Origin of the sequence: Arthrobacter sp. zg-Y844, assembly GCF_024385465.1 — a bacterium.
In the GTDB taxonomy this organism is placed as follows: domain Bacteria; phylum Actinomycetota; class Actinomycetes; order Actinomycetales; family Micrococcaceae; genus Arthrobacter_B.
In genome coordinates this window covers 441,896-468,111 of the sequence record NZ_JANFLS010000004.1, presented here as the reverse complement: position 1 = coordinate 468,111, position 26,216 = coordinate 441,896, and the positions used below count along the sequence as shown (strand labels likewise).

Here is a 26,216-nt window from a genome sequence, read left to right as displayed (position 1 = left end):
CCGCTCAGTACCAGTTGTTGCGCTGCCAGAAGGCGTAGGCCGCACACGGTGAGCCATACCGGGACTTGATGTAGTCCAGGCCCCAGCTGACCTGGGTCCGGTAGTTGGTCTGCCAGTCGGCACCGTGGCTCGACATATTGCTCCCCGGCAGGGACTGCGGGATGCCGTAGGCGTCGCTGTAGGGGTTGTCGGCAGTGGTTAGCCAGTTGGACTCGTGATTCCAGAGGATGACCAGGCAGCGGAACTCGTTCCCGTCCCAGCCGTAGTCGCCCATGCGCCCGGATGCGTAGTTCTGTGCACCCGCCGGATCGTTCACCGGCTGTCCCGGTGCGGGCGCGGGCGGCGGGGCAGGCTGGACCGGGGCAGGTGCGGGGGCAGGTGCAGGCTGGACCGGGGCAGGCACCGCGACTTCCGGGGGCTGCGTTCCCGGCGGGTTGGGTGCTGTGCCGACCGGCGGATTTGCCGGCTGCTGCCCCTTCGGTACGGTTCCTCCTGCAGCCGCCCGTTCCGCGGCATTGTGCTGTTCCTGAAACGCCTTCTCGGCGGCTATCCCGCGGAGCCGGGCCTCCTCCGCCGCGGCTGTGCTGCCGTGCAGATCCGCCAACTGTGCAAGCAGGACGGCTTTGCGGGCCTCCTCGTCCTGCACTGCCTTGCCTGCGGCCGCAGCCGAGGCTCCTGCCTCCTGGAGTGCCTTTTCCGCTTCGGCGGCAAGCTTGGCCCGGGCATTCCTTGCTTCCTGTTCCTGCTCCCGGAATCCGTCAGCGACTTTTTCAGACGCCACTGCACCGGCATACAGGTTGCCCGCCCGCGATGAGACCCTGTCCATAAGGTCTGCGCCGTGCAGGGCATCTGCCGAGGCATCCGTGTCGAGCAGCATCAAAGTCATGCTGTCGGCGGCGGACCCGCCGGACTTGTAGGTCTCGGCCGCAAGCCCGGCGACTTGCCGCATCAACTCGTCGGACTGCTGCGCGGCGGCTTCCCTCTGCGCGGCCAGGGCAGCAAGCTCCTTGTCGCTGGCGGCAAGGGCATCCCTGGCTTCGTTGTGGCGATTCGCTGCCTCCACTGCCGCGTCGCCCAGGGATCCGGCGTCCTCGCGCAGGTCCGTAAGCAGACCCTCCAGCTTCTCTGCTTCAGCGGCTTTGGCCGACTCAGAGGATTTTGCCTGCTGGATATCATCCCAGGAAGGGTAGGGATCCGCGGCGGAACCAGGGGCGGCCGTGAGGACCGCCGAGGCCAGCACGCCCGTAAGGACCAGGGCATAGAACGGGGTCCTCCGGGCACGCAACGGAGAGAATCGACCTACTGGATGCAACATGGGCCCCGCCAACCTCATCTTTAACATAGTTGGCACAGCATACGATACGGCGCGTCGGATTGACACCACGACTAATAGCGCCGCTGTTTCGCCGCGTTCCCCAGGCCGGCCGGGCGCCGGCCCGCAGTCCGCCGGTTAGACGGAGTCCCCCCTGGCATCCCGGACTTCACCGATGACTTCAGCCGCTACCCGAAAGCCGAGCGACGGGGAATAACCCTTCCGGGCCAGCATCCCCACCAGTCGGCGGGTCTGTTTATCGCGCACGCTGCGGTCGGAAAGATCGGCGGACGCCTGGAGCTTTTTCCTCGCCAGGGCGCGCGCCGCTTCGAGTTCGTCGTCGGCACTGACCTGTTCAAGCGCTTCGGCGGCGAGATCCGGTGCAATGCCCTTTTCCGTCAGTTCGCGCCGCAGGGCCCCGCGGGCAAGGGACTTGCTCTGGGACCTGCTGCGGACCCACAGCCGCGCAAACTCGGCATCATCCACGAGTTGCACTTCTTCGAAACGGTCAAGGACCGCAGCTGCGGCTTCCGGCGGGATTTCCTTTTCCGCAAGCTTGGTTTCAAGCTGTTTGCGGCTCTTGGGAGAGGCAGTCAGCTGGCGCAGGACGATGGCTTTTGCCTCGGCGTAAGCTTCCTCCGGCGTCAGCGGGACGGCTTCCTCCGGCTGGTCCGCGTCTGCACCCTGCTGCCCCCAGCCCTGCCGCCCGCGGCCGGACTTTTTCCCTCCCCGCTTCGACCCGGAGCCGCCTGTACCGGGTTCCGCCCAGGGCTCGTCGGCGGGAGCTTCCTCACCGAAACCGTCTTCCTTGAAGGTATCGGGCGTCTTCGCGGGCGTCTTGCGGCGGCGGGCAGGCCTGGAAGCGCCAGGTTTGGCGTCCACCGGCTCGGGTGCGGTGCGCGTTCCCTTCGCGCCGCCCCGAGCGTCCCCGTCACCGGCGGGCGCAGTTGCCGCCGCCGCAGCGCTGATTTCGGCAAGCCGTCGCTTCAGCTCTGCCAGCGTCTCTTCCTGCGAGGTATCCATAACCATCCGCTCCAGGGCCTTGTTCCCTTTTCCTCCCCGGACTTCCACTCCCCCGGACCGCCGCGGAGAGTAGCTGCGTCGTAGCGCCGTTCCGTGCGGACTGGACCGACCGGACCGACCGGACGGGAAGCCGCCCCCATGCGGGAGCGGCTTCCCTGATCCTGCTGTCCCGGGACCGGTGTCCCCGGGTCCGCGGGCCGCTGCTAGGAGTCCTTTCCGACTGCCTTCAGCTTGGGTGCTGCCGGCTCTTCAGCGGCAGGAACACCGATTCCGAGCTTTTCGCGGATACGGCGCTCCAGCTCGTCCGCCAGATCGGGATTGTCCTTCAGGAAGTTGCGCGAGTTTTCCTTGCCCTGGCCCAGCTGGTCACCGTCATAGGTGAACCAGGCACCGGACTTCTTGACCAGGCCGTGTTCCACGCCCATGTCAATCAGTCCACCCTCGCGGGAAATGCCGACGCCGTACATGATGTCGAACTCGGCCTGCTTGAAGGGCGGAGCCATCTTGTTCTTGACGATCTTGGCACGCGTACGGTTACCCACCGGGTTGGTGCCTTCCTTCAGCGTCTCGATGCGGCGGACGTCGATGCGGACCGAAGCATAGAACTTCAGCGCCTTGCCACCGGTGGTGGTTTCCGGGCTGCCGAAGAAGACACCGATCTTTTCACGCAGCTGGTTGATGAAGATTGCGGTGGTATTGGTGTGGCTCAGGCGGCCGGCGATCTTACGGAGTGCCTGGCTCATCAGGCGGGCCTGCAGGCCCACGTGGCTGTCGCCCATGTCGCCTTCGATTTCGGCACGCGGAACCAGTGCGGCAACGGAGTCAATAACCACGACGTCGACCGAGCCGGAGCCGATCAGCATGTCCATGATTTCCAGGGCCTGCTCGCCGGTGTCCGGCTGCGAAACGAGCAGCGAGTCCGTATCCACGCCCAGCTTGGCCGCATAGATGGGGTCCAGTGCGTGCTCGGCGTCAATGAACGCGGCAATGCCGCCGTTCTTCTGCGCGTTGGCGACAACGTGGAGCGCGAGGGTGGTCTTACCGGAAGATTCAGGTCCGTAGATCTCCACCACGCGGCCGCGCGGCAGGCCACCGATACCCAGCGCAACATCCAACGCCACGGAGCTGGTGGAAATGGTTTCGGCAGGGGCGCGCACTTCGTCGCCCAGGCGCATGATCGAGCCCTTGCCGTATTGCTTGTCAATCTGGGCCAGCGCTGCCTCTAGGGCTTTTGCGCGGTCGGCTGGAGCAGCCATTCTTCACCTCGTGTTGTGGTTGTGGGCGGCCCGTAGGCCGGTCGTCATTTCTTATCTACGACCCTATCCGGCGGCACTGACAAAACGGCTGACCGGAACGTATAACTCGTTGTCTTGTGGATATCCCGGGCCGCATCGGCTAGGACGGGCCCCTGTGTAGGAGCATATCTTTATCCGAACAAATATTCGAACAGCGGACCCCGGCGTGTCCGTTGGCCGGGAGCGGCGGCAGCCCTAGTTTGCCTTGGGCTTGACGTCGCGGCCCAGCCGGCGTTCGGGTGGAACGTCCTGGATGTCGCATACCGCCAGCCATACGGATTTGGGTTCCATGCCCTTGTCCAAGGCCTGTGCAGCCGTGACCCCTCCGAGTTGCCCGAGCACCAGGTCCGCGGCCAGGACCCTGGAGTAGGCCGCACCGAACTCGTCATCCATAAGCCGCCAGAAATCGCTGATACGCATCGATTAATCCTCTCACGCACGAAACACGGCAGCGAACCGGCCCGCGGCTCCAAAAGCCCGAGGTATTCCAGTGCCGTGGAAGGGCGGCGATCCTACAATGGAAGGATGACCGAAACATCCGGTCCCGCCGCTTTACCCGACGGCAACCCTCCCTCCGGCGCCGAACCGGACAAGGACACGGCCATAGAGGACCTTGAGCAGGAACTCAGCGTGCTGTGGCGCCGCGCCCGGGCCAGCTCCCACCGGATCGCCCGGGAGGTGCACCCGGATATGGAACCTTCGGCCTACGGCCTGATGGTCCTACTCCATCAGCAGGGGCCCATGCGCCTGACGGATCTGGCCGCAGCGGTCGGCGTGGGCAAGCCCTCCCTGAGCCGTCAGGTAGCAATGCTGCAGTCGCTGGGGCTGGTGGAAAAGCATGCGGACCCGGAGGACGGACGGGCACAGCCGATCAATCTCACCGAGGTTGGTGCTGCCCGCCTGGAAGGAACGGCCACTGCGCGCAAGGAGCACTTCCGGCGTACCTGGACGGGGTGGGAGTCGGAGGAACTGCATACCCTGGTCCGGCTGCTGCACAAACTGAATGCTTCCGTCCGGCCCGTCGGGGATCAGTTGGAGGACGAGCCTCCCGTGGAGGAAGGCCGCTAGGCCCCGGACAGTTCAGGCACCGGACAGAACAAACCCCCGCAGGCACCGCGCCTGCGGGGGTTTCCTCTGGAGATTTCTTCGCCCTGATGCAACAGCGTCAAGGGGTATGTCTATGGGGCAACACGGTCACTACGGCCGATTCCGTTCGGCCTGCGTGACGCGCTGCGGTGTGCGGTTTTTAGGATGTGCGGGCCAGATCCCGTGCCAGGTCTTCGGGGAATTCGCGGGCGAACTCCCGCGAAAACTCAGATGGCACGGTGTCTGGAATGGCAACGCCTTCGGCGTTTGCCACCCGGTCGCTGACCTCTCGGAGCATCAGGGACAGGGGCACATCGAGGGCACTGCAGATTGAAGACAGAAGTTCGGATGATGCTTCCTTCTGTCCGCGCTCAACCTCGCTGAGGTAGCCGAGAGAAACGCGGGCGCTATGCGACACCTCGCGCAGGGTCCGGCCCTGGCGCTGGCGCACGTCGCGGAGTACATCACCAATCTCGTGACGAAGAACTACCATCTTGCGCTCCTTAGGCTCCCGGTGTGCGTCTTCCGCCAACCCTACATCCCGCCAGCGGATCACGCCGTTCACGGATACGGGTTGCTTAACCATGTGTATCGTCCTGCTCCCTGTGAGTACGGACTGCGGCGGTACCGCAGACTGTCCAAAGATCGTAATAAAGGAACCTTGGCGGTTCCTGATACTAACAACTGACGCCCTGCCGGTTTTGTTCCCGCCTGCGCAGCTTCCCGATTTCCGCCCCGCTAGCGGTCTTCCAGCACTGACGCCAGCATGGCGAGTGCTTCCCTGCATGCCGCCGTTCGGATGGCCGTACGGTCCCCCGCGAACAGAAACTCCCGGAAGGAGGTCCCTTCGGAAGTAGCGATCCCCAGGAACACGGTACCAACCGGCTTGCCGTCGTGTGTATCAGGTCCGGCGACGCCGGTGGTGGATACCCCGACGTCGGCGCCAAGAACCCGCCGCGCCCCGGCCGCCATGTGCTCCGCCACCCTACCGTCGACGGATCCGGCTTGGGCCAGGAGCTCGGCCGGAACCCCGAGGACGGACAGCTTGATTCCATTTTGATACGCAACCACGCCGCCCTGCAAAACCGCCGAGGCACCGGGGACCGACCCCAGCTCGGCGCAGAGCATGCCCGCGGTGAGCGACTCTGCAGTGGCGACGGTCCGCCCCGTGTCCCGGGCGACGGCCACAACCTCGCCCGCCAGGACGGCGGCAGGCGCGTCGCTCATGCGCGCTTGCCGGCGCGGCGCAGCTTGACGGCCTGCAGGACGTAATCGACGCCGGTAACGACTGTTATGACGAGCGCGGCAGCCATGAAGACGGCTCCGATCCACCAGGCCCAGGCACCCAGCCACGCGGTCAGCGGAAGCAGGAACACGAAGATGGCGAAGGTCTGGACCACGGTCTTGAGCTTGCCGCCCCGGGAGGCGGCCATAACGCCGTACCGGATCACAACGAAGCGCATCAGCGTGATGCCCAGTTCGCGGACGAGGATAACGATGGTGACCCACCACCACAGCTCGCCCAGCAGGGAAAGCATCACCAGCGCCGAACCGATCAGCAGCTTGTCGGCAATCGGATCGGCAATCTTGCCGAAGTCGGTGATCAGCCCGCGGCTGCGGGCAATATCGCCGTCGAGCTTGTCGGTGTAAATGGCGACGGCGAAGGTTGCCACGGCGAGCCAACGGAACAGGCCGTCACGGCCGTCGTCGGACGCCAGGAACCAGATAAAGAGCGGAACCATCAGGATCCGCGCCACCGTCAGGGCATTGGCGATATTGAGGGTCGGAACCCTATCGGTAGGAGAATTGCTCACGCCTTCAGCGTAGCGAAGATTCACCGGCCGGTGAGGTTCCAGGCATCTTCGGAACCGTCCGGGTCCTCCGCGTCGTCGTGGTAGTCGCTCGCCTGCGGCCTGCCCTCCAGGTCCGCGGCAACCAGGTCCACCGGCCCGGCAGGGTCGAAGCCGTGGTTGGCATTGGCGTTCTCCGCCAGCGCCGCGGCTCCGGCTCCCCCGGACGGCGCCGGAGCTTCGCCGCCGCTGATGGCAGCGAGGGTGGCGGCCAGGTCATCGGGCTTCACCAGCACGTCGCGGGCCTTGGAACCCTCGGACGGTCCCACCACGCCGCGGGACTCCAGCAGGTCCATGAGCCGGCCGGCCTTCGCGAAGCCCACGCGCAGCTTGCGCTGGAGCATGGAGGTGGAACCGAACTGCGTGGTCACCACCAGTTCGGTCGCCTGCAGCAGGACGTCGAGGTCGTCTCCGATGTCGTCGTCGATCTGCTTCTTCGGTGCCGTGACGGCGACGTCTTCGCGGTAGACGGCCTGCAGCTGGCCCTTGACGTGCTCAACGACCCGGTGGATCTCGGACTCGGTAACCCAGGCTCCCTGCACACGGATGGGTTTGTTGGATCCCATCGGCAGGAACAGGGCATCGCCCTGGCCCAGGAGCTTTTCCGCGCCGGGCTGGTCCAGCACCACGCGGGAGTCGGTGACCGAGGAGGTGGCGAACGCCATGCGGGAGGGGACGTTCGCCTTGATCAGGCCGGTCACGACGTCGACGGACGGCCGCTGCGTGGCCAGCACCAGGTGGATGCCGGCGGCGCGGGCAAGCTGGGTGATGCGCACGATGGAGTCTTCGACGTCCCGCGGGGCGACCATCATGAGGTCGGCGAGCTCGTCCACGATCACCAGCAGGTACGGGTAGGCCCGGATGACCCGCTTGGATCCGGCCGGGGGCACCACCTTGCCGTTGCGGACGGCCTTGTTGAAATCGTCGATGTGCTTGAAGCCGAAGTTTGCGAGGTCGTCGTAGCGGGTGTCCATTTCGCGGACCACCCACTGCAGCGCTTCAGCGGCTTTCTTCGGGTTGGTAATGATCGGGGTGATCAGGTGCGGCACGCCTTCGTAGGCAGTCAGCTCCACACGCTTGGGGTCCACCATCACCATGCGGACTTCATCCGGCGTGGAGCGCATCAGGATGGACGTGATCATCGAGTTCACGAAGGAGGACTTACCGGCACCGGTGGCTCCGGCCACCAGCAGGTGGGGCATCTTGGCCAGGTTGGCCACTACGAAGCCGCCTTCGACGTCCTTGCCCACACCCATGACCATGGGGTGCTCGGTCTTCCGGGCGGAGTTGGACCGCAGGACATCGCCCAGGGCAACAACTTCCTTGTCCGCATTGGGGATTTCGATGCCGATGGCGGATTTACCCGGAATGGGCGACAGGATGCGTACGTCGGAGCTCGCCACGGCGTAGGCAATGTTCTTGGACAGCGCGGTGACGCGTTCCACCTTGGTGCCTTCGCCGAGTTCGATCTCGTAGCGGGTGACTGTCGGGCCGCGGGAGAATCCGGTGACCTTCGCGTCCACGTTGAACTGCTCGAGCGTGTGCGTCAGTGCGGCAACGACGGCGTCGTTGGCTTCGGAGCGCTCCTTCGCCGGCGGTCCCGGGGGCAGGAAGTCCGACGGCGGCAGCGTATAGGTGATGTCGCCGGAGAGCTGCAGCTGCTCGGTGCGCTGCGGGATGGGTGTGTTCGGCGGGACCGGCTGGACCGGCCGGGACGGCACGGGTGCTACGGGCGGAACGGCGGCCAGGTTCAGGACTTCGGTGGCGCCGGGAACGGTGCTGATGGCCTCGGTGGGCGGCTCGGCGGTGTCCATGCCGCCGTCGACGGGCAGGCCCTGGTTGCGGCGGATCTTCTGCGTGGCCAGTTCGGACTGCGTGGGACGCCGGACTCCCGGGGGTACTGCCGGCGCGGCCGCGGCAGCGGCTGCTGCTTCATCTTCCTCGTCCTGCAGCAGCGCGCGTTCAAATGCTTCGTCGCCGGCGAAACCGTCCTGCGCGGCAGCGGCCTCGGCTTCCTTTTCGCGGCGGCTCTTGCGCGGCTTGCGGACCTTTTCCGGCTTAGGCGTGCCGTAGAGGTAGCTCTGGTCGTGCGCTTCAGGATCATCGGGGTCCAGGTCCTGGCCCATGAGGTGTTCATACATTGCCCGCAGGCGCAGCGGAATATGGCGGAACGGCGTGGCCGTGATGATCAGGACACTCACGAACACCAGCAGCGAAAGGAGGACCAGCACCGGCCATTGAGTCAGGGCGGCGGACAACGGCCCGGCGACGAGGAAGCCGACGATGCCGCCGGAGGCCCAGAGCCGGTCGAACCCGTCCGACAGTGCGGGCAGGCCGCCCGCAATGTGCGTGATGCCGGAGCCGGCGAGCAGCATGATCACGAGGCCGATACTGATCCTGCTGTTGGCTCGGTGCCGCTCCGGGTAGCGGAACAGGCGGACTGCGCCGGCGGTGAGCATAAAGGGCAGCACCACGGCCATCCAGCCGAATGTTCCGGCCGCGCCGGCGTGGATCACGTCGGCAACGGGACCGCGCAGGGCCCACCACTCGACGGTGGCGACGGCGAGGGCAAGCAGGATCAGGAAGAATCCGGTCCCGTCGCGGCGGATTTCGCGCTCGGGAGATACATCGGCGCCGAGCTTGCGGACGCCGGCCCCTGCGATGCGGGAGATGCCCATCCAGGCGCTCTCCACCGCGCGCAGCGGCAGCGGCAGCTGGTCCGGGGGCGCCTGGCGCGACGCAGAGGTCCCCCGGCCTCCGGATCCGCCGCGCGCGCTGGACTTGCCTGATGTCTTGCTTGAGCTGCCGCCGGCGCTCCGGGCCGTGGTCCGGCCGGAGGCACCGCTGCGTGCGGCAGGGGAAGTACGAGTCGCCATACGAGCCACGCTACCCGATGGGGCCCCGGATACCCTGAATTTACGCGGCCGGGAACGGTTTTCGGGCTACTTGCCCACCCTGTACCACGGCCCGGACTAGGCCTCGACCACTACCGGCACGATCATGGGACGGCGCCGCAGCCGGCGGTTGACCCAGGTCCCCACGACCCGCCGGACCACCTGCTGCAGCTGGTAGGTGGTGTGGTCGGTGTTGGAGCGCACCGCTTCTTCCAGGGCCGCACTGATCTTGGGAATGATCTCGTCGAAGACCGCGTCACCCTCGGCAAAGCCGCGCGCGTGGATTTCCGGGCCGGAGACGATGGTGCCGGTACTGCGGTTCACCACGGAAATGATGGAGATGAAGCCTTCCTCGCTGAGGATCCGCCGGTCCTTCAGGTCGGTGTCGGTGATCGCTCCGACGCTGGACCCGTCCACGTAGACGAAGCCGCACTCCACTTCCCCCACCACGCGGGCCTTGCCGTCGCGCAGGTCCACCACCGTGCCGTCGTCGGCCAGGATGATGTTCTGCTCCGGGACACCGGTGGCAGCGGCCAGGCGTCCGTTGGCGATGAGGTGCCGGGTCTCGCCGTGCACCGGCATGGCGTTCTTCGGCCGCAGGATGTTGTAGCAGTAGAGCAGTTCACCGGCGGCTGCGTGCCCGGAGACGTGGATTTTCGCGTTGCCCTTGTGTACGACGTCGGCACCCAGCCGCATAAGCCCGTTGATCACGCGGAACACGGCGTTTTCGTTGCCGGGAATCAGGGATGAGGCGAGGATGACGGTGTCGCCCTTGCCGATGCGGATCCGGTGGTCGCCGTTCGCCATCCGGGACAGGGCCGCCATGGGCTCGCCCTGGGATCCGGTGGACATCAGCACCACCTTGTTGTCCGGCAGCTCGTCGACGTTCTTCAGGTCGACCAGGATGCCTTCGGGCACGTGGAGGTAACCGAGTTTCTCGGCGATCGCCATATTGCGCACCATGGACCGTCCGACAAAGCAGACGAAGCGGTTGTCCGCGGCGGCAGCGTCGAGGACCTGCTGGACGCGGTGGATGTGGGAGGAGAAGGAAGCGACAATGATGCGCTTGTCCACTTTGCCGAACAGTTCCTGCAGGACCGGGCCGATTTCGCGTTCGGCGGTGGTGAACCCGGGGACGTCGGCGTTGGTGGAGTCAGCCATGAACAGGTCCACGCCCTCTTCACCCAGCCGGGCGAAGGCGCGCAGGTCCGTGATCCGGCCGTCCAGGGGCAGCTGGTCCATTTTGAAGTCGCCGGTGTGCAGCACCGTGCCGGCAGCGGTGCGGATGAACACAGCCAGCGCGTCGGGGATGGAGTGGTTGACCGCCACGAATTCGCATTCGAACGGGCCGAGCTGCTCGATCTGCCCCTCGGTGACCGTCAGGGAGAACGGCTTGATGCGGTGTTCCTGCAGCTTCGCTTCCACCAGCGCCAGCGTCAGCTGCGAACCGATCAGGGGAATATCGTTCTTCAGCCGCAGCAGGTACGGCACCGCGCCGATGTGGTCCTCGTGGCCGTGGGTGAGCACCACGCCGACCACGTCATCCAGGCGGTCCTCGATGTAGGAGAAGTCCGGCAGGATGAGGTCCACACCGGGCTGGGTTTCCTCGGGGAAGAGGACACCGCAGTCCACGATGAGCAGCTTGCCGTCGATTTCGAAGACGGCCATGTTCCGGCCGATCTCCCCCAGGCCGCCCAGCGCGACGATCCTCAGGGTTTCCGCCTCCAGCGGCGGCGGGGTCAACAGGCCGGGTCCGGCGGTTTCGGCAGTTTCGGCAGTTTCGCTCATGATTGCTTACGCCTCGGTCCGGGAGAAGTCCATGCCGGCTTCTGCCAGGTCGGTCAGGATGGCTTCCATCTCGACGGCGTCGGGGGCCACCAGCGGCAACCGGACCGCTGCAGTGGGAATGACCTTCTGCATCGCCAGGATCTGCTTCGTCGAAACGGTGCCCGGAATGTGGGTCATTACGGCACGGACCACCGGATCCAGTTCGAAGTGGATGCGGCGGGCAGTGGCGAAATCCCCGGCTGCGGCGGCGTCGACCAGGGCGCGGAACTGCGCGGTGGCCACGTGCGCGGACACGCTGACGACGCCGACGGCACCGGCGGCCATCCACGGCAGGGTCAGCCCGTCGTCGCCGGCGTAAACGTCCAGCGTGGTGTTGGCCAGCACGCGGGTGATGCCGGCGAAGTCCGCCTTCGCGTCCTTCAGCGCCAGGATCCGGGGGTTCTCGGCCAGCCGGAAGATAGTGGAGGTGCTCAGGGCAATGCCGGCGCGGCCGGGAATGTCGTACACCATGACCGGCAGGTCGGTGGCTGCGGTGACGGCGTCGAAGTGCGCCACCACGCCGGCCTGCGTGGGCTTGTTGTAGTACGGGGTGACCACCAGCTGGCCGTCGACGCCGGCACGCTCGGCACGGCGGGCCATCTCCACCGAGTGGGACGTGTGGTTGGTGCCGGTGCCGGCAATGACCTTGGCACGGCCGCCCACGGTCTGGGCGACCACGCGGAACAGGTCTTCCTTCTCGCTGTCTTCCAGCGTGGAGGTTTCACCGGTGGTGCCGGATACCACCAGGCCGTCGCAGCCGTCTTCGACGAGCTTGTTCGCCAGGTAGGCAGTGGCGTCGAAGTCCACTTCCCCGTCCTCGGTGAACGGGGTCACCATGGCGGTGACGAGGGTGCCGAAAGGAAGCGTGCTGTTTTGGAAATCCATGGGTGAAACGTTACCCGTTACGCACCGCAATGGGGCAACAGTATGTGGAAGCGGCAGCCGGCCCGGCGGCCTGTGAGACGATTCTGTGCATGAACCAACGCCGCCTGACCGGCATCGATGCTGCCCGCGGTATCGCCCTGCTGGGCATGATCGCCACGCACGTGCTGCCGCTCTACAACCAGGAAACCGGCGATCCCAGCCTGACCGGGCTGGTGTTCTCCGGACGTTCCTCGGCCTTGTTCGCGGTGGTTGCCGGCGTCGGGCTGGCGCTGCTGACCGGCGGCAGCGAACCCCATGAGGCGAAGGCAGTGAACCGGGACCGGCGCGGGATTGCGGTGCGGGCACTCATCATCGCCCTAGTGGGCCTGACCCTGGGCGGACTGGAAACCACCATCGCCGTCATCCTCTTCCATTACGCCGTCCTGTTCCTGCTGGCGCTGCCGTTCCTGGGTATGCCGCTTCGCCGGCTGGCCGTCTGGGCCGGGGCCTGGCTGCTCCTGTCCCCGGTGCTTGCCTACGTGGCGCGGGACTGGCTGCTGCGGAACCTCTCGCCGTCGGATATCGGTGGAAACATCACCTGGGAGGCGTTCCTCTCCCCCGCCGCGCTGGCAGCGGATGTCTTCGTCACGGGGTTCTACCCGGTGCTGCAGTGGCTGAGCTATATCCTGCTGGGGCTGGTGATCGGGCGGCTGGCGTTGACCAGCCTGCCGGTTCAGGTGGGACTGCTCACGGGCGGGGTGTTTGCCGCCGTGACCGCAAAGTTGACCTCCTATTACCTGCTTGGTGAGCTGGGCGGTTTTGATGCCCTCCGGGCCACCGAGTCCGGGCAGCAGTGGCCGCTGGCACGGATGCTGGAGGTCAATCTCAGTTCGGTGGAGCAGACCGGTTCCTGGTGGTGGCTCGCGTTGGCAGGACCGCATTCCAACACCAGCCTGGACATGCTGCACACCGCCGGCACCGCAGCCGCCGTGCTGGGCGCCTGCCTGCTCCTGACGCGTGCCCGGCCGAACCTCCTGCTGCCCCTCTCCGCGGCCGGCGCCATGACCCTCACCCTGTACAGCCTGCACGTGTGGGTGATGACCATGGTGGACCAGCAGAGCCCGCCCCTGGAACCGATGCCGGTGTACTGGATCCAAGCGGCGATCCTGGTGGTGTTGGCCGTCCTGTTCCAACGCATCGACGCACGCGGCCCGCTGGAACTGGTCACCTCGGGCGCCTCCCGGCTGGCCCGCGGCAAGGGCGGCCGGACCGCGGCCCCGGCCCGGCAGAAGCGCTAGGCTCCGGGCTGGTTCCGGGTTCCCGCATAGAGCCTGCCGGCCTGCCGCATGGTGCGCCGGGCGCGCGTGCGGTCCCCGGCGGCGTCGTAGGCGCAGGACAGCCGGAACCAGCTGCGCCAATCCTCCGGCGCGGCCTCGGTCTCGGCCTTGTACACGGGGAACTGGGCGTCCGCGGCTTCCCGCACAATCCGTCCGGCAGGCGTACGCGGCAGGTCATCCACCGGCAGCCGGCCTTCCTCGGCCAGGATCCGGGCCATCTGCTCCGTCCGGTTGCCGAACATCAGCTCGCGGATGAGCGCCCACGCGCCGACCACCGGCAGCACCAGGTAGGCAAGGCCCATCAGTTTGGCCGAAATTTCGTCAGAAGTGAGCAGCAGCCAGCCGCGCTGCGCCGAGACCCACAGGTAGAAGAAGAGCAGCAGGGTCACCAGGGCCACGCCGAGCTTGGCGCGGTTGGAGAAAAGGCCGGTGAAGAAAGACAACGTGTTCCTTAGTCGTTCAGGTTGAGGTAGCCGTCAAGTCCGACGGTCAGTCCGGGATGGCCGGCGACCTGCCGCAGGCCCAGCAGGACACCGGGCATGAAGGAGGCGCGGTCGAAGGAATCATGCCGGATGGTCAGCTGCTCGCCCGGCCCGCCCAGGAGCACTTCCTGGTGGGCCACCAGCCCGCGCAGCCGCACGGAATGCACGTGCACTCCGTCCACCTCCGCGCCGCGCGCTCCCGGCAGTGCCTTGGTTGTGGCATCCGGAGAGGGAGCCGCAGCGGCCTCGGCGCGTGCGGCGGCGATCAGCTGCGCGGTGCGTACGGCCGTTCCCGAGGGGGCGTCCACCTTGTCCGGGTGGTGCAGCTCAATCAGTTCCACCGATTCGAAGTAGCGGGCGGCCTTGGCGGCGAAGGCCGAGGCCAGCACGGAGCCGAGGGCGAAGTTCGGCGCGATGAGCACACCGGTAGCGGGGGACGTTTCCAGCAGCTCCGCCAGGCGGCCCAGCCGCTCGGCATCCCATCCGGTGGTGCCGACCACGGCGTGCATGCCGTGCTCGACGGCGAAGCGGACGTTGGCCTCGGTGCTGTCCGGCACGGTCAGGTCCACTACGTACCGGGCACCGGCCGAGACGAGGGTTTCCAGCGGGTCGGTACGGCCCAGCGCTGCAACGAGTTCCATGTCTTCGGCGGCCTCGACGGCGGCAACGGCCTCGGACCCCATGCGGCCTGCGGCCCCGAGGACCGCTACGGCAAGTTTTTCGCTCATAGGCTCCAGATTACCGGTCAGGGCCGGTCGCTGACGCCCACCCACTCGGTGCTGCCGTCCGTGAAGCCCTGCTCCTTCCAGATGGGCACGTTCGCCTTGACCGTGTCCACGAGCTCGGAGCAGGCCGCAAACGCGGTGCCTCGATGGGCCGAGGCGACGGCAGCCACCAGGGCGGCGTCACCGATGTCCAGGTCCCCGGTGCGGTGGGCCACCCAGATCCGGACGCCGTCGTACTTCGCCGCAATTCCGGCGGCCACCTCGCCCAGCACGGACTGTGCCGTGGGGTGCGCGCTGTAGGCAAGTGCCGTGACGGACTTGCCGTCGTCGTGGTTGCGGACGATGCCGCTGAAGAGGACCACGGCGCCGCAGTCCGGCGACCACGCGTTCTGTTCGGCCTCGGTGCTGCTCAGCGGCTCGGCGGAGACGGTGGCACGGACAACTTCGCTAGTGTTCACGCTTTCCTTCCAACTGGCCGCAGATATGGCCGATGATCGGTTCCAGTACGGCCAGCCCGTCCGCCACCGCGGCCGGGGAACCGGGCAGGTTGACCACAAAGGTGCGGCCGGCGGTGCCGGCGAACCCGCGGCTGATGGCGGCCATCGGCGTCGAGGCCAGCCCCTTGGCACGGATGGCTTCCATGACTCCGGGCACGTGCCGGTCCAGCAGGGGCTCGGTGGACTCGGGGGTGACGTCGTCCGGGCTGAGCCCGGTGCCTCCGCTGGTGAGCAGGACCGAAGGTTCGAGGGCGAGGATGCACTGCAGCGACGCGGCGACCTCCACGCCGTCGGGCACCACTTCGGCCAGCACAATGTCATAGCCCAGGGCATACAGCCAGTCGGCAATCAGCGGGCCGCATTCATCCTGGTAGGTGCCGGCGGCGGCGCGGGTGGAGGCAATCAGTACCCCTGCGGTGCGGCGGGATGACGGAGTGCTCACAACGCCCAGTCTCCGCTTTTGCCGCCGGACTTGGCCCGCACCATGATGTCGGTGATGCGGGCATGTTTGTCGACGGCCTTGATCATGTCGTAGAGCGTCAGTGCGGCCACGGAGGCGGCGGTCAGCGCTTCCATTTCGACGCCGGTGAGTGCCTTGGTCTTCACGGTGGCTTCCACGACGACGTCGCCCTCCCGCGGGGTGAAGTCCACGGTGACCTTCGTCAGGGGCAGCGGATGGCACAGCGGAATGAGGTTGGACGTCTGCTTGGCGGCCATGATGCCGGCCACCCGGGCCACGGCCAGCGCGTCGCCCTTCGGCAGCCCGCCGTCGGCAATCAGGCGTACCACCTCGGCGGTGCTGCACAGCACGGCCTGTGCCGTGGCCTGGCGCGTGGTTTCGGTCTTGGCGGAGACATCCACCATGTGCGCGGAGCCGTCCTCGCGGACGTGGGTCAGGCCGGCGGGGTGGAGGTCTTCGGGTTCGGCGCTCACGGCAGGGTCCTTTCGGGCACGGCGTCCGGGCGGGACACAGTTGCGGTTATTCCAGTAGCAATACTGTCACTTCTGCGCCGGCTTCGAGGTGCTCCGTCCCCACGGGGACGGAGATCAGGGCGTTGGAGGAGGCCAGGGCATGGACCAGGTGGGACCCGGGTCCGCCCACCGGTTCCACCGTTCCGGCCGTGTACCGGCCGCGGCGCACCTGGTGCTTGCCGGCGGGGCTGCCGAGCGGGGCGGTGAGGCGGGCGGGCACTTCCGCCCGAGGCCGCGGCGCGCCGGTGACGGCCGTCAGGGCCGGACGCAGGAACATCTCGAAGGAGACCAGCGAGCTGACCGGGTTGCCCGGGAACCCGAGGAACGGGACGCCGTCGACCGTGCCGATGCCCTGCGGACCGCCGGGCTGCATGGCCACGGACAGGAACGCCACGTCCTGCGAGGCGAGGCCCTGGCGCACCACCTCGTAGGCTCCCTTGCTGATGCCGCCCGAGGTGAGGACCAGGTCCGGGGCGTCTGCGGCGACGTCGGCACGGAGCCGGTCGGTGAACTCCTGCGGGGAGTCGGCCAGGATCCGGGACCGGAGTACCTCCGCGCCCGCCTCCTCGAGCGAGCTGCGGAGCAGGGTGGTGTTGGCGTCGTGGATCTGGCCCGGCCCGAGCGGCCGGCCCGGTTCGATGACTTCGTCTCCGGTGGTCAGCAGCAGCACCCGCGGCCGGGCCCGGACGGTGACGCGGTCCAGGCCGAGTGCCGCGAGCAGGCCCAGCTGCAGCGGACCCAGCACGGCACCGGCGGGCAGCGCCGGGGTTCCTGCGGCAATATCGCTGCCTGCCCTGCGGACAAACTGCCCGGCGGGCACCTCTGCGGGGACCGCCACAGTGCCAGGGGGCTCCGCGGCGGGCACGAAGGTGTCGGGCGTGCAGGCCTCGATCGGAACGACGGCATCGGCACCCTCGGGCAGCATGGCACCGGTCATCACGGGTGCGGCGGTGCCGGGGAGCAGCGGCGGCGGTGCCGAGCCGGCCGGGATGGGTGCGGCCGTGGCCAGGTGGACCCTGCCGGGGGCCGGCGGCAGGTCCCCGGCGGCAGCGAGGTCGGCAACCCGGACGGCGTAACCGTCCATCTGCGAGTTCGTAAAGGGCGGCAGGTTCCCCGGTGCACGCACTTCGGCGGCAAGGAGCCGCCCGGCCGCGGCGTTCAGTGCCACGGTTTCGTGGGCGGGCGGATGCGCCTGGAACCAGGTCCGCAGGAGGTCCTCCACGGCTTGCCGGTGGGCCGCTGCCTGCCGGGGTCCGGCGGCGTCGGACGGTGCAGCGGATGCCGGTGCCGGGACACCTTGTGGAGCCGGTTCTACCGACATGTTCCTCCTTGGGAGATGGGTGGGCAGGAAGTCGAGGGCTGGAAAGGCCTCAGCGCACCGTCACCCGAATTGTATGCAGGCCGGTGGCTCCGTCGGGAAGCACTGGCCGTTTTTCTTCCGCCTGCCGGACGCCGTTCGCGTCCACGGCCCGGACCGCGATGTCGTGCCCGCCCGGGGCCAGCTCCACTGCGATCCGGTACTGCCGCCACGTATCCGCGGAGATCCCGGGAGCCAGCTCCGCGTCCTGCCAGCCGCCGTCGTCCACGCGCACCTGTACGGCACTGATGCCGGTGTGCTGCGCCCACGCCACGCCGGCCACGGTGACCGTGCCGGCGGAGACCGGCGTACGGCCGGGAACGTCGATGCGGGAGGAGAGCTTGACCGGGCCGCGCTCGCCCCAGCCCCGGTCCGTCCAGTAGGCGGTCTCATCCGCGAACCGGGTGACCCGCAGCTCGGTGACCCACTTGGTCGCCGACACGTATCCGTACAGTCCGGGCACAACCAGCCGGACGGGGAAACCGTGTTCCAGCGGCAGCGGTTCCCCGTTCATGCCTACGGCCAGCAGCGCGTCCCGGTCATCGGTCAGTGCCTCCAAAGGGGTGGAAGCGCTCCACCCATCCCGGCTGGTGGAGAGCACCATGTCCGCGCCCGGCTGCACCCCGGCCCGGGCCAAAAGGTCCCGGACCGGCAGCCCCAGCCACCGGGCGTTGCCGATCAGGTTCCCGCCCACCTCGTTGGAAACACAGGCGAGGGTGACGTAGCTTTCCTGCAGCGGCGCCGCGAGGAGTTCCGCGTAGCCCAGTTCCACTTCGCGGTCCACCATGCCGGTGATCCGCAGCCGCCAGTCCGCCGGGTCGATCAGCGGCACGCTCAGGGCCGTGTCTATCCGGTAAAAATCGGCGGCGGGTGTCACCAGCGGCGCCAGGCCGTCGACGGCGAGCTCGGCTCCGGCGGGTATCGCTGCCGCACGCCGGGACGGCACCGGCAGCCGGACCGTTTCGCGCAGGGCCGTGACGCCCACCTGTCCCCCGCGGGCTATCCCGGCCAGCGCGGCACCGAGCAGGGCCACCGCCGCGCCCCCGCCCACCGAGGTGAGCACCGTACGGCGGCGCACCGCGGCGTCGTCGTTCGTCTGCGCCGCGGCGAGGTCCCGGATCCGCGCCGTAAGCGCCCGCAGGACCAGGACGGCCACGCCGGCAGCGGCTATCGGCGGCAGGAGGGCCAGCAGCGAGAACTGCTGCCGGGTAAGTACTGCCGCCAGCCCGGCTGCCCCGAAGAGCCCCAGCACCGCGGCGCCCGTCGGCGGACGGCGCAGCTCCAGAACCCCGGCAGCGACGGCGGCAAGCCCGATGATCAGCCCCATCCCCACCAGCAGCGCGGCCTTGTCAGCCGTCCCGAAGAGGTTGATCGCGGCGTCCTTGACCGGGCCGGGGACGGCATCGATGACCACCGAACCGACGGCGGAAACCGGGGACAGCGACGGACTGGCAATGGCGGCGAGCAGCTCCCCGGCAGCCACGCCGAGTCCCGCGGCGACCAGTCCTGCAGCCGCCGCCCACCACCGGTTTGCCCGCTCCGGACCTCCGGCGGACCCCCGGGCGGGCCGTCCCCGGGTGCTCATCGCGGCAGCAGCCGTCCGGTGGCGATTCGGGCCAGCAGCAGGACCAGCAGGTACAGGGCAATAAGCATCAGGCAGATGCCCAGGGCCGCCTGCGGCTGGTTGGAGTTCAGGCTCAGTTCGATCTGCAGCGGCAGGGTCCGGGTGCTCCCTTCAATGCTTCCCGCGAAGGTGATGGTGGCTCCGTATTCGCCCAGTGACCGGGCGAAGGCCAGCAACGTGCCCGCCACGATGCCCGGCAGCGCCAGCGGCAAGGTGATGTGGCGCAGGATCGCGGTGGGACCTGCTCCGGACGTGGCGGCGGCCATTTCCAGGTCCCGGTCAACGCCGGACAGGCTGTTCAGCGACGCGACCACGAAGAAGGGCAGGGAAACAAATACCTGGACAATAACGACGGCGGCCGGCGAGTACCCCACGTCCAGTCCCACGGTGCCGAGCAGCTTCCCGGCTATCCCCTGCCGGCCCCAGAAATACAGCAGGGCGATGCCGGAGACAACGGGTGAGAGCACCAGCGGGATCAGCAGGATTCCGCGCATCAGCTGGATCCATGGCCCCTCCAGTTTGCTGAGCAGCACGGCCAGCGGCAGGCCCAGCAGGACGCAGAGCAGCGTGGAGCAGGCCGAGGTGGCCAGGGAGAGCCCCAGCGCGGTGCGGGCCGCGTCGGAGCCCAGCAGTTCCGGCAGCGATGTCCAGGGGACATTCAGCAGCAGCGCCGCGACCGGTCCGGCGCACAGGAGCAGCGCGACGCCGGCCGGCACCCAGAGCCAGGCGGGCGTCGTGGCGCGTGCCTCCCGGCTCATGGCGGATGCGGAGCCCGGTGCCGCTTGGAATTCCTGCGTCCTAAGGGGCATCGTTGCTCCCCGGGTCCGCCGGGCCGAACCCTGCCTCGGCGAGGATGGCTGCCGCTTCCGGGCCCGTAAGCCATTCGTAGAATGCTGCCGCATCGGCGTTGCCGGCCCCTTCAGCGGTCAGTCCGGCCGGATACCGGTTAGGGGCGGGATCCTCCAGCGGCAGGTAGGTCACGCCGGACCCGGCTGCGGCCAGGGCATCGGTCCGGTAGACAAACCCGGCGTCGGCCTGGCCGGTGGCGACCTTGGTCAGCACCGAGCGGACGCTGTCCTCCAGGCTCGGTGCGGGAACGGCTACGCCGGCTGCCTCCAGGACCCGTGAGGTTGCCCGCCCGCACGGAACCGAGGGTGCACACAGGGCGGCCCGGACGCCGTCGCCCGCAACATCGCGTAACACTCGGATCCCGGCCGGGTTGTCCGCGGCCAGGGCCAGCACCAGGTTGTTGCTGGCCAGCACCGTCTCCCGGTCCAGCCCGGTCCGCAGGGGGTCGAGTGCCTCGAGGTCGGCCGTAATCACCACGTCCGCTTCGGCGCCGGACTGCAGCTGCGCCACAAGCTGGCTGCTGGAGCCGATGTTGACGCGCAGGCGCCCGCCGCCGTCGTACGCCGCATTCAGCTGCCCGACCACGTCGGTGAGCGAGGACGCCGCAAAAACCGTGATGCCGGCTCCGCTGCGCGCGGCGGCGCCGGTGGAGTCCGGGGACGTGCACGCGGCTGTGGAAGCTGCAAGAACCGTCACGGCGCACGCTGCCAGGGTCCGGCGGCCCCGGGGAACAAAGCGCATTTATAGAGCCTAACTGTCAAAGGGCGTAACCTCGAGGAATGGGAACACAGCTGGGAATGCCTGCAGTACGCCCTTCCCCCAGTACACCAGAAATCAGCCCGGCGGAAGCCGCGGCACCGGGCAGCGGTTCCTCCGCTGCCGCGTCGGCGCTGCCCTCCCCCGCGTCTGCCCTGGCGCTTTCCCCGGCAGACGGACTGCTGGACCGGCACGGCCGCCGGGCCACGGACATGCGGCTGTCGCTGACGGACAAATGCAACCTGCGCTGCACGTACTGCATGCCCGCCGAAGGGCTCGACTGGCTGGCCCGGGACAAGGTACTTGCCCGGGACGAAATCGTGCGCCTCGTCCGGCTCGGCGTCGACCGGCTGGGCGTGCGCGAGCTTCGCCTGACCGGCGGTGAACCGCTGGTGCGTGCGGATCTGGTGGACATTGTTGCCGGTATCCGGGCCAACCACCCGGAGCTGCCGATTTCCCTGACCACCAACGGGCTCGGCCTGGACAAGAAAGCCCAGGCACTCAAGGACGCCGGCCTGACCCGTATCAACGTGTCCCTGGATTCCCTCCACCCGGATACCTTTGCCCAGCTCACCCGCCGCCCGTTCCTGGACCGGGTGCTGCGCGGGGTGGAGGAAGCCGCCCGGGTGGGCCTGGGCCTGGTCAAGATCAATGCCGTGCTGATGCGGGGAATCAACGACGCCGAGGCACCGGACCTGCTGGAGTGGGCGGTCAGCCGCGGCTTCGAACTGCGGTTCATTGAGCAGATGCCCCTGGATGCGGACCACGGCTGGACGCGGGACGGAATGATCACCGCCGCCGAGATGCGGTCCCTGCTGGAACGTGACTTCGTCCTGACGCCCGACCCCCGGGAGCGCAACGGCGCACCGGCCCAGCGCTGGGAGGTCCGCCGGCACGCGGACCCGGCAACGGTTGTCGGGACGGTCGGCATCATTGCCTCCGTCACCGAACCCTTCTGCGCCGAGTGTGTCCGCACCCGGATCACGGCCGAGGGCAAGGTCCGCAGCTGCCTGTTTTCCCACGATGAGACGGACCTGCTGGCGCTGCTGCGCAGCGGTGTGGACGACGACGCCGTCGTCCGCCGCTGGCAGGAAGCCATGTGGGGCAAGCCCAGGGCACACGGCATGGGCCATGCCGGGCTCGGCGACTCCGACTATGTCCAGCCCGAACGAACCATGAGTGCGATAGGCGGCTAAGTGCTGATCAGATACTTCGGCGCTGCGAAGGCAGCAGCCGGCACGGAAGAAGAACACCTGGATGAAGGGCCGCTGACGCTGGCCGAGCTGGCGGAAAAGCTTGCCGCCCGGTACCCGTCACCGGGTGCAGGCATCCCCGCTCTCGGTACGGTGATTGCGCGCAGCACGTTCCTGGTCAATGAAACGGCTGCCCGGAACCCGGACCTGCTGCTGCAGCCGGGGGACGTCGTGGACATCCTCCCGCCCTTCGCGGGCGGGTAAAGGCAGCACCCGCGGCGGTTAACCGGCAAAGGCACACCCGATCCGCTTGGTGCGGTTCGGGTGTGCCTTTCGTATAACGGCTAGAAGCCCAGTTCGGCCGCTGATTCGAACGGACCCACCACGGTGATGGTGCGGGGTGCGGCGGCCAGTTCGACGGCCAGTTCCTGGACCTGTTCCGCGGTGACTGAATGGATCCGGCGCAGGGACTCATCAATGTCGATGAACTCGCCGCTGACCAGCTCGGCCCTGCCCAGGCGGGACATGCGCGAGCCGGAGTCCTCCAGGCCCAGCACCATGCCGCCGGAGATCTGGCCTAGTGCCTTGGCCAGCTCGGCCGGCTCAACGCCGTCGGCGGCCAGCCGCTCGAGCTCGCTGCCGAGCAAATCGATGACCTGACGGGTTTTGGCAGGCGAGCAGCCCGCATACATGCCGAAGTAGCCGGCGTCGGCGTACGACGCAGAGAAGGAGTAGGTGGAGTACACCAGTCCGCGCTTCTCGCGGATCTCCTGGAACAGACGGGAGGACATGCCCCCGCCGAGGATGGTGTTCAGCACGCTCATGGCAAAGCGGCGGTCATCCGTGGCGGTCAGTGAGGGGCAGCCCATCACGATGTTGGCCTGCTCCACCGGACGGTTGATGACGTGGACTCCGGCGGTGCCGGAGATCGACGCCGGCGCGGTGTCCCGGCGCGGCGCGGGCGTTGCCGCCGGGTCCAGGTCCCAGCCGGCGGTCTGCAGCGCCTGCAGCACGAGTGCGCAGACCTGCTCGTGGTCCAGTCCCCCGGCAGCGGTGACCACCAGTTCCTCCGGACGGTAGTACCGCCGGTAGTGGTCAAGGACCGCTTCGCGGGACACGCTCCGGATAGCGTCGGGCGTGCCGCCGATGGGCCGGCCGAGGGCATGGTCGCCGAGGACCGCTTCGGAGAACTTTTCGTGGCAGAGATCGGCCGGATCGTCATTGTCCATGGCGATCTCTTCGAGGATGACGTCGCGTTCCTGTTCCAGTTCCTCCGGATCCAGGACGGCGGATGTGACCATGTCGGTAATGACGTCAATGGCCATCGGAAGATCGGTATCCAGCACCCGTGCGTAGTAGCAGGTGCTTTCCTTGGCGGTGGCCGCATTGGACTCGCCGCCCACCTCGTCAAACGCCGAGGCGATATCCAGCGCCGAACGGCGGCTGGTGCCCTTGAACAGCAGGTGCTCAAGGAAGTGTGTGGAGCCGTGCCGGCCCGCGGCTTCATCCCGCGAGCCGACACCAACCCAGAATCCGATGGCCGTGCTGCGCTGGCCCGGCATTTCCTCCGTCAGGACCCGGACGCCGCCGGGCAATACCGAACGGCGCACGACGGCGCCTCCCGGGGTGCCGACAACCAGGGTCGGGTCGGAGGAAAGAGTGGTCAGCGGAAGCTGGACAACCGTCCCGTGCCCCTTCGGTGAGGAAGGGGACACGGGACGGTTTCCATCGGAGTAGTCCGGCATTTACTCTGCAGACTCGGTTTCTGCTGCTTCTTCGCCTTCGGCGTCTTCGGCAACCACCGGGGAGAGCGAAAGCTTTCCGCGGTCATCGATCTTGGTGATTTCCACCTGGACCTTCTGGCCCACGGAGACGACGTCGTCGACGTTGTCCACGCGCTTGCCGCCGGCCAGCTTACGCAGCTCGGAGATGTGCAGCAGGCCGTCCTTGCCCGGGGTCAGGGAGACAAAAGCACCGAAGGTGGTGGTCTTGACTACCGTGCCGAGGTAACGCTCGCCGATCTCGGGGACCTGCGGGTTGGCGATCGCGTTAATCGCCGAGCGGGCAGCCTCGGCGGAGCCGCCGTCGGTTGCGCCGATGAGGACGGTGCCGTCATCTTCAATGGAGATGTCAGCGCCGGTGTCCTCCTGGATCTGGTTGATCATCTTGCCCTTCGGGCCGATGACCTCGCCGATCTTATCCACGGGGATTTTGACCGAGATGATGCGCGGGGCGAACTCGGAGAGCTCGTCCGGCGCGTCGATCGCAGCCTGCATCACGTCGAGGATGTGCAGGCGGGCTTCGCGGGCCTGCTTCAGTGCTGCTGCCAGCACGGAGGCGGGGATACCGTCGAGCTTGGTGTCCAGCTGGATGGCCGTGACGAACTCGGAGGTACCGGCAACCTTGAAGTCCATGTCGCCGAAGGCATCTTCGGCGCCGAGGATATCGGTCAGGGCTGCGTAGCGGGTTTCGCCGTCAACCTGGTCGGAGACCAGGCCCATGGCGATGCCTGCCACCGGAGCGCGCAGCGGCACACCGGCGTTGAGCATGGACAGCGTCGAGGCGCAGACCGAACCCATGGAGGTGGAACCGTTCGAGCTCAGGGCTTCGGAGACCTGGCGGATGGCGTACGGGAATTCTTCACGCGTGGGCAGCACCGGCATCAGGGCGCGCTCTGCAAGTGCGCCGTGGCCGATTTCGCGGCGCTTGGGCGAACCCACGCGGCCGGTCTCACCGGTGGAGTACGGCGGGAAGTTGTAGTTGTGCATGTAGCGCTTGCGCGTTACCGGCGACAGCGAGTCGATCTGCTGTTCCATCTTCAGCATGTTCAGCGTGGTGACACCCATGATCTGGGTTTCGCCGCGCTCGAAGATGGCCGAACCGTGCACGCGGGGCAGAACCTCTACCTCGGCGGTGAGCTGGCGGATGTCCGTCAGGCCGCGGCCGTCGATGCGGACCTGCTCCTTGAGGATGCGCTGGCGCACAACCTGCTTGGTGACGGAACGGAAAGCAGCGGAGACTTCGCCTTCGCGGCCTTCGAACTTCTCAGCCAGTGCGGCCTTGACTTCGTTCTTCAGCTCGTCGGCGGCAGCGTCGCGCTCCTGCTTGTCGGCGATCGAGAAGACCTTGGCCAGCTTCTCGCCGGCAGCGGCTTCAACGGCCTCGTACACGTCATCCTGGTAATCCAGGAAGATCGGGAACTCGACAGTGGGCTTGGCGGCGCGGGCAGCCAGGTCCGACTGGGCATCGCACAGGACCTTGATGAACGGCTTCGCCGCTTCTAGGCCTTCTGCAACAACCTCTTCGGTCGGGGCGGTGGCGCCCTCTTCCTTGATGAGGTTCCAGGCGTTGTCGGTGGCTTCGGCTTCCACCATCATGATGGCGACGTCGTCACCGGCAATGCGGCCGGCTACCACCATGGAGAACACGGCGCGCTCCAGCTCGGAGTGCTTCGGGAAGGCAACCCACTGGCCGTCGACCAGGGCAACGCGGACGCCGCCGATCGGACCGGAGAACGGCAGGCCGCTCAGCTGGGTGGACATGGAGGAAGCGTTGATCGCAACCACGTCGTAGAGAACGTCCGGGTTGATCGCCAGGACGGTGACCACAATCTGGACCTCGTTGCGCAGGCCCTTGACGAATGCGGGGCGCAGCGGGCGGTCCATCAGGCGGCAGGCCAGGATGGCTTCGGTGGACGGACGGCCTTCGCGGCGGAAGAACGAGCCCGGGATGCGGCCGGCAGCGTACATACGCTCCTCGACGTCCACGGTCAGCGGGAAGAAGTCGAAACCTTCACGCGGGGACTTGCCGGCGGACGTGGCCGAGAGCAGGGCGGTGTCTTCGTCAATGTAGACCATCGCCGAACCGGCTGCCTGCTGGGCAAGGCGCCCGGTTTCGAACCGGATGACGCGCTTGCCGTACTTGCCGTTGTCAATAACGGCTTCTGAGAACTGAATTTCGGGACCCTCCATATGAGAGTCACCTCCGTTTCTTCTGTGGGCGGAGGCACCCAGCACCGTATCGAACTTCTTTCCGCGCGGCACGGGCCGCACGTTCAACACCCGGTCTTCGATCGAGGTCCTCGGGCAGATTCTCCCGGAGACCACTACCGAGGACCGCGAATGCTGCGATGCTGGCTGACTCCTGTGATGTTTGCTGGTGCTTCTTTTACAGCTGAACTACCTTCGCCGGTCCCCTTCGAGGGGGACCGGAATCAGACAGGTGCGCTTCCGGCTTTCCCGGTGTCCATGCCTGCCTGCGCAAAAGGCGGCTC

Annotated in this window: 25 protein-coding genes; 4 read left to right on the top strand and 21 right to left on the bottom strand. The window is 67.5% G+C overall.

Annotated elements, in window-relative coordinates; translation table 11 throughout:
- Positions 1 to 4: 4 nt before the first annotated feature.
- The 4 genes from NNX35_RS14555 to NNX35_RS14540 form a co-directional block, all read right to left on the bottom strand.
- On the bottom strand, positions 5 to 1,285 hold the full coding sequence (locus NNX35_RS14555; protein WP_255868122.1) for a lytic transglycosylase domain-containing protein: 1,281 nt from the start codon (positions 1,283 to 1,285) through the stop codon (positions 5 to 7).
- Positions 1,286 to 1,450: 165 nt separating this feature from the next.
- Positions 1,451 to 2,335, bottom strand: coding sequence for a regulatory protein RecX (locus NNX35_RS16240; RefSeq protein WP_370647082.1), 885 nt, complete (start codon positions 2,333 to 2,335; stop codon positions 1,451 to 1,453).
- 203 nt (positions 2,336 to 2,538) lie between these two features.
- Complete coding sequence (gene recA / locus NNX35_RS14545) at positions 2,539 to 3,591, bottom strand: recombinase RecA (protein WP_227924507.1); 1,053 nt, start codon at positions 3,589 to 3,591, stop codon at positions 2,539 to 2,541.
- Between the two features lie 234 nt (positions 3,592 to 3,825).
- Positions 3,826 to 4,050: a DUF3046 domain-containing protein gene (locus NNX35_RS14540; protein ID WP_227924506.1), complete on the bottom strand. Its 225-nt coding sequence runs from the start codon at positions 4,048 to 4,050 to the stop codon at positions 3,826 to 3,828.
- Positions 4,051 to 4,155: 105 nt separating this feature from the next.
- Here NNX35_RS14540 and NNX35_RS14535 point away from each other — a divergent pair, with 105 nt between their 5' ends.
- The gene (locus NNX35_RS14535) at positions 4,156 to 4,698 is read left to right on the top strand and encodes a MarR family winged helix-turn-helix transcriptional regulator (protein WP_255767198.1); all 543 of its coding nucleotides are present in this window, start codon (positions 4,156 to 4,158) and stop codon (positions 4,696 to 4,698) included.
- A gap of 178 nt (positions 4,699 to 4,876) precedes the next feature.
- Here NNX35_RS14535 and NNX35_RS14530 read toward each other — a convergent pair whose 3' ends face one another.
- The 6 genes from NNX35_RS14530 to dapA all read right to left on the bottom strand — a co-directional run bounded on the left by NNX35_RS14530 (position 4,877) and on the right by dapA (position 12,172).
- Positions 4,877 to 5,302, bottom strand: a complete 426-nt coding sequence (locus tag NNX35_RS14530) for a helix-turn-helix domain-containing protein (protein WP_269436632.1) — start codon at positions 5,300 to 5,302, stop codon at positions 4,877 to 4,879.
- Between the two features lie 152 nt (positions 5,303 to 5,454).
- On the bottom strand, positions 5,455 to 5,943 hold the full coding sequence (locus NNX35_RS14525) for a CinA family protein (protein WP_255767197.1): 489 nt from the start codon (positions 5,941 to 5,943) through the stop codon (positions 5,455 to 5,457).
- Positions 5,940 to 6,530 (bottom strand): CDP-diacylglycerol--glycerol-3-phosphate 3-phosphatidyltransferase, encoded by a 591-nt coding sequence (gene pgsA, locus NNX35_RS14520; RefSeq protein WP_227934579.1) that lies wholly within the window; start codon positions 6,528 to 6,530, stop codon positions 5,940 to 5,942. Before pgsA ends, NNX35_RS14525 begins: the two co-directional genes overlap by 4 nt.
- A gap of 20 nt (positions 6,531 to 6,550) precedes the next feature.
- Positions 6,551 to 9,442 carry a DNA translocase FtsK gene (locus tag NNX35_RS14515; RefSeq protein ID WP_255868121.1) on the bottom strand — a complete coding sequence of 964 codons (2,892 nt, stop codon included), beginning with the start codon at positions 9,440 to 9,442 and terminating at the stop codon, positions 6,551 to 6,553.
- A gap of 96 nt (positions 9,443 to 9,538) precedes the next feature.
- A complete protein-coding gene (locus tag NNX35_RS14510) occupies positions 9,539 to 11,248 on the bottom strand; it encodes a ribonuclease J (RefSeq protein WP_255868120.1) in 1,710 nt (569 codons plus the stop codon).
- A 6-nt stretch (positions 11,249 to 11,254) separates the two neighbouring features.
- Positions 11,255 to 12,172 carry a 4-hydroxy-tetrahydrodipicolinate synthase gene (dapA, locus tag NNX35_RS14505; RefSeq protein ID WP_255868119.1) on the bottom strand — a complete coding sequence of 306 codons (918 nt, stop codon included), beginning with the start codon at positions 12,170 to 12,172 and terminating at the stop codon, positions 11,255 to 11,257.
- Positions 12,173 to 12,261: 89 nt separating this feature from the next.
- Here dapA and NNX35_RS14500 point away from each other — a divergent pair, with 89 nt between their 5' ends.
- Entirely contained in the window at positions 12,262 to 13,449 is a 1,188-nt protein-coding gene (locus NNX35_RS14500) for a heparan-alpha-glucosaminide N-acetyltransferase domain-containing protein (RefSeq protein WP_255868118.1), read from the top strand.
- Here the strand turns inward: NNX35_RS14500 and NNX35_RS14495 are convergent.
- Genes NNX35_RS14495 through modA form a run of 9 tightly spaced genes read right to left on the bottom strand, consistent with a single transcriptional unit; the run spans position 13,446 to position 20,735 of the window.
- Positions 13,446 to 13,931 (bottom strand): hypothetical protein, encoded by a 486-nt coding sequence (locus NNX35_RS14495; RefSeq protein WP_255767191.1) that lies wholly within the window; start codon positions 13,929 to 13,931, stop codon positions 13,446 to 13,448. The genes NNX35_RS14500 and NNX35_RS14495 overlap by 4 nt on opposite strands.
- 8 nt (positions 13,932 to 13,939) lie before the next feature.
- Entirely contained in the window at positions 13,940 to 14,698 is a 759-nt protein-coding gene (dapB, locus tag NNX35_RS14490; protein ID WP_255868117.1) for a 4-hydroxy-tetrahydrodipicolinate reductase, read from the bottom strand.
- 17 nt (positions 14,699 to 14,715) lie between these two features.
- Positions 14,716 to 15,153 (bottom strand): molybdenum cofactor biosynthesis protein MoaE, encoded by a 438-nt coding sequence (locus NNX35_RS14485; RefSeq protein WP_255767189.1) that lies wholly within the window; start codon positions 15,151 to 15,153, stop codon positions 14,716 to 14,718.
- Positions 15,143 to 15,634, bottom strand: coding sequence for a MogA/MoaB family molybdenum cofactor biosynthesis protein (locus NNX35_RS14480; protein ID WP_255868116.1), 492 nt, complete (start codon positions 15,632 to 15,634; stop codon positions 15,143 to 15,145). The genes NNX35_RS14485 and NNX35_RS14480 overlap by 11 nt, the downstream gene beginning before the upstream one ends.
- Complete coding sequence (moaC, locus tag NNX35_RS14475; protein ID WP_255868114.1) at positions 15,631 to 16,125, bottom strand: cyclic pyranopterin monophosphate synthase MoaC; 495 nt, start codon at positions 16,123 to 16,125, stop codon at positions 15,631 to 15,633. Before moaC ends, NNX35_RS14480 begins: the two co-directional genes overlap by 4 nt.
- Positions 16,126 to 16,171: 46 nt before the next feature.
- Positions 16,172 to 17,485, bottom strand: a complete 1,314-nt coding sequence (gene glp / locus NNX35_RS14470) for a gephyrin-like molybdotransferase Glp (protein ID WP_255868113.1) — start codon at positions 17,483 to 17,485, stop codon at positions 16,172 to 16,174.
- 49 nt (positions 17,486 to 17,534) lie between these two features.
- Complete coding sequence (locus NNX35_RS14465) at positions 17,535 to 19,106, bottom strand: molybdopterin-dependent oxidoreductase (protein WP_255868112.1); 1,572 nt, start codon at positions 19,104 to 19,106, stop codon at positions 17,535 to 17,537.
- A complete protein-coding gene (gene modB / locus NNX35_RS14460) occupies positions 19,103 to 19,954 on the bottom strand; it encodes a molybdate ABC transporter permease subunit (RefSeq protein ID WP_255863355.1) in 852 nt (283 codons plus the stop codon). The genes NNX35_RS14465 and modB overlap by 4 nt, the downstream gene beginning before the upstream one ends.
- Positions 19,944 to 20,735 carry a molybdate ABC transporter substrate-binding protein gene (gene modA / locus NNX35_RS14455; protein WP_255767184.1) on the bottom strand — a complete coding sequence of 264 codons (792 nt, stop codon included), beginning with the start codon at positions 20,733 to 20,735 and terminating at the stop codon, positions 19,944 to 19,946. The genes modB and modA overlap by 11 nt, the downstream gene beginning before the upstream one ends.
- A 38-nt stretch (positions 20,736 to 20,773) precedes the next feature.
- Here modA and moaA point away from each other — a divergent pair, with 38 nt between their 5' ends.
- Entirely contained in the window at positions 20,774 to 21,946 is a 1,173-nt protein-coding gene (gene moaA / locus NNX35_RS14450; RefSeq protein WP_370647081.1) for a GTP 3',8-cyclase MoaA, read from the top strand.
- Positions 21,947 to 22,207, top strand: coding sequence for a MoaD/ThiS family protein (locus NNX35_RS14445; protein ID WP_227924487.1), 261 nt, complete (start codon positions 21,947 to 21,949; stop codon positions 22,205 to 22,207).
- An 80-nt stretch (positions 22,208 to 22,287) separates the two neighbouring features.
- Here the strand turns inward: NNX35_RS14445 and NNX35_RS14440 are convergent, their stop codons facing one another.
- Complete coding sequence (locus NNX35_RS14440; protein WP_370647079.1) at positions 22,288 to 23,688, bottom strand: M16 family metallopeptidase; 1,401 nt, start codon at positions 23,686 to 23,688, stop codon at positions 22,288 to 22,290.
- Positions 23,689 to 25,914, bottom strand: coding sequence for a polyribonucleotide nucleotidyltransferase (locus NNX35_RS14435; protein ID WP_227924486.1), 2,226 nt, complete (start codon positions 25,912 to 25,914; stop codon positions 23,689 to 23,691).
- Between the last annotated feature and the right edge of the window lie 302 nt (positions 25,915 to 26,216).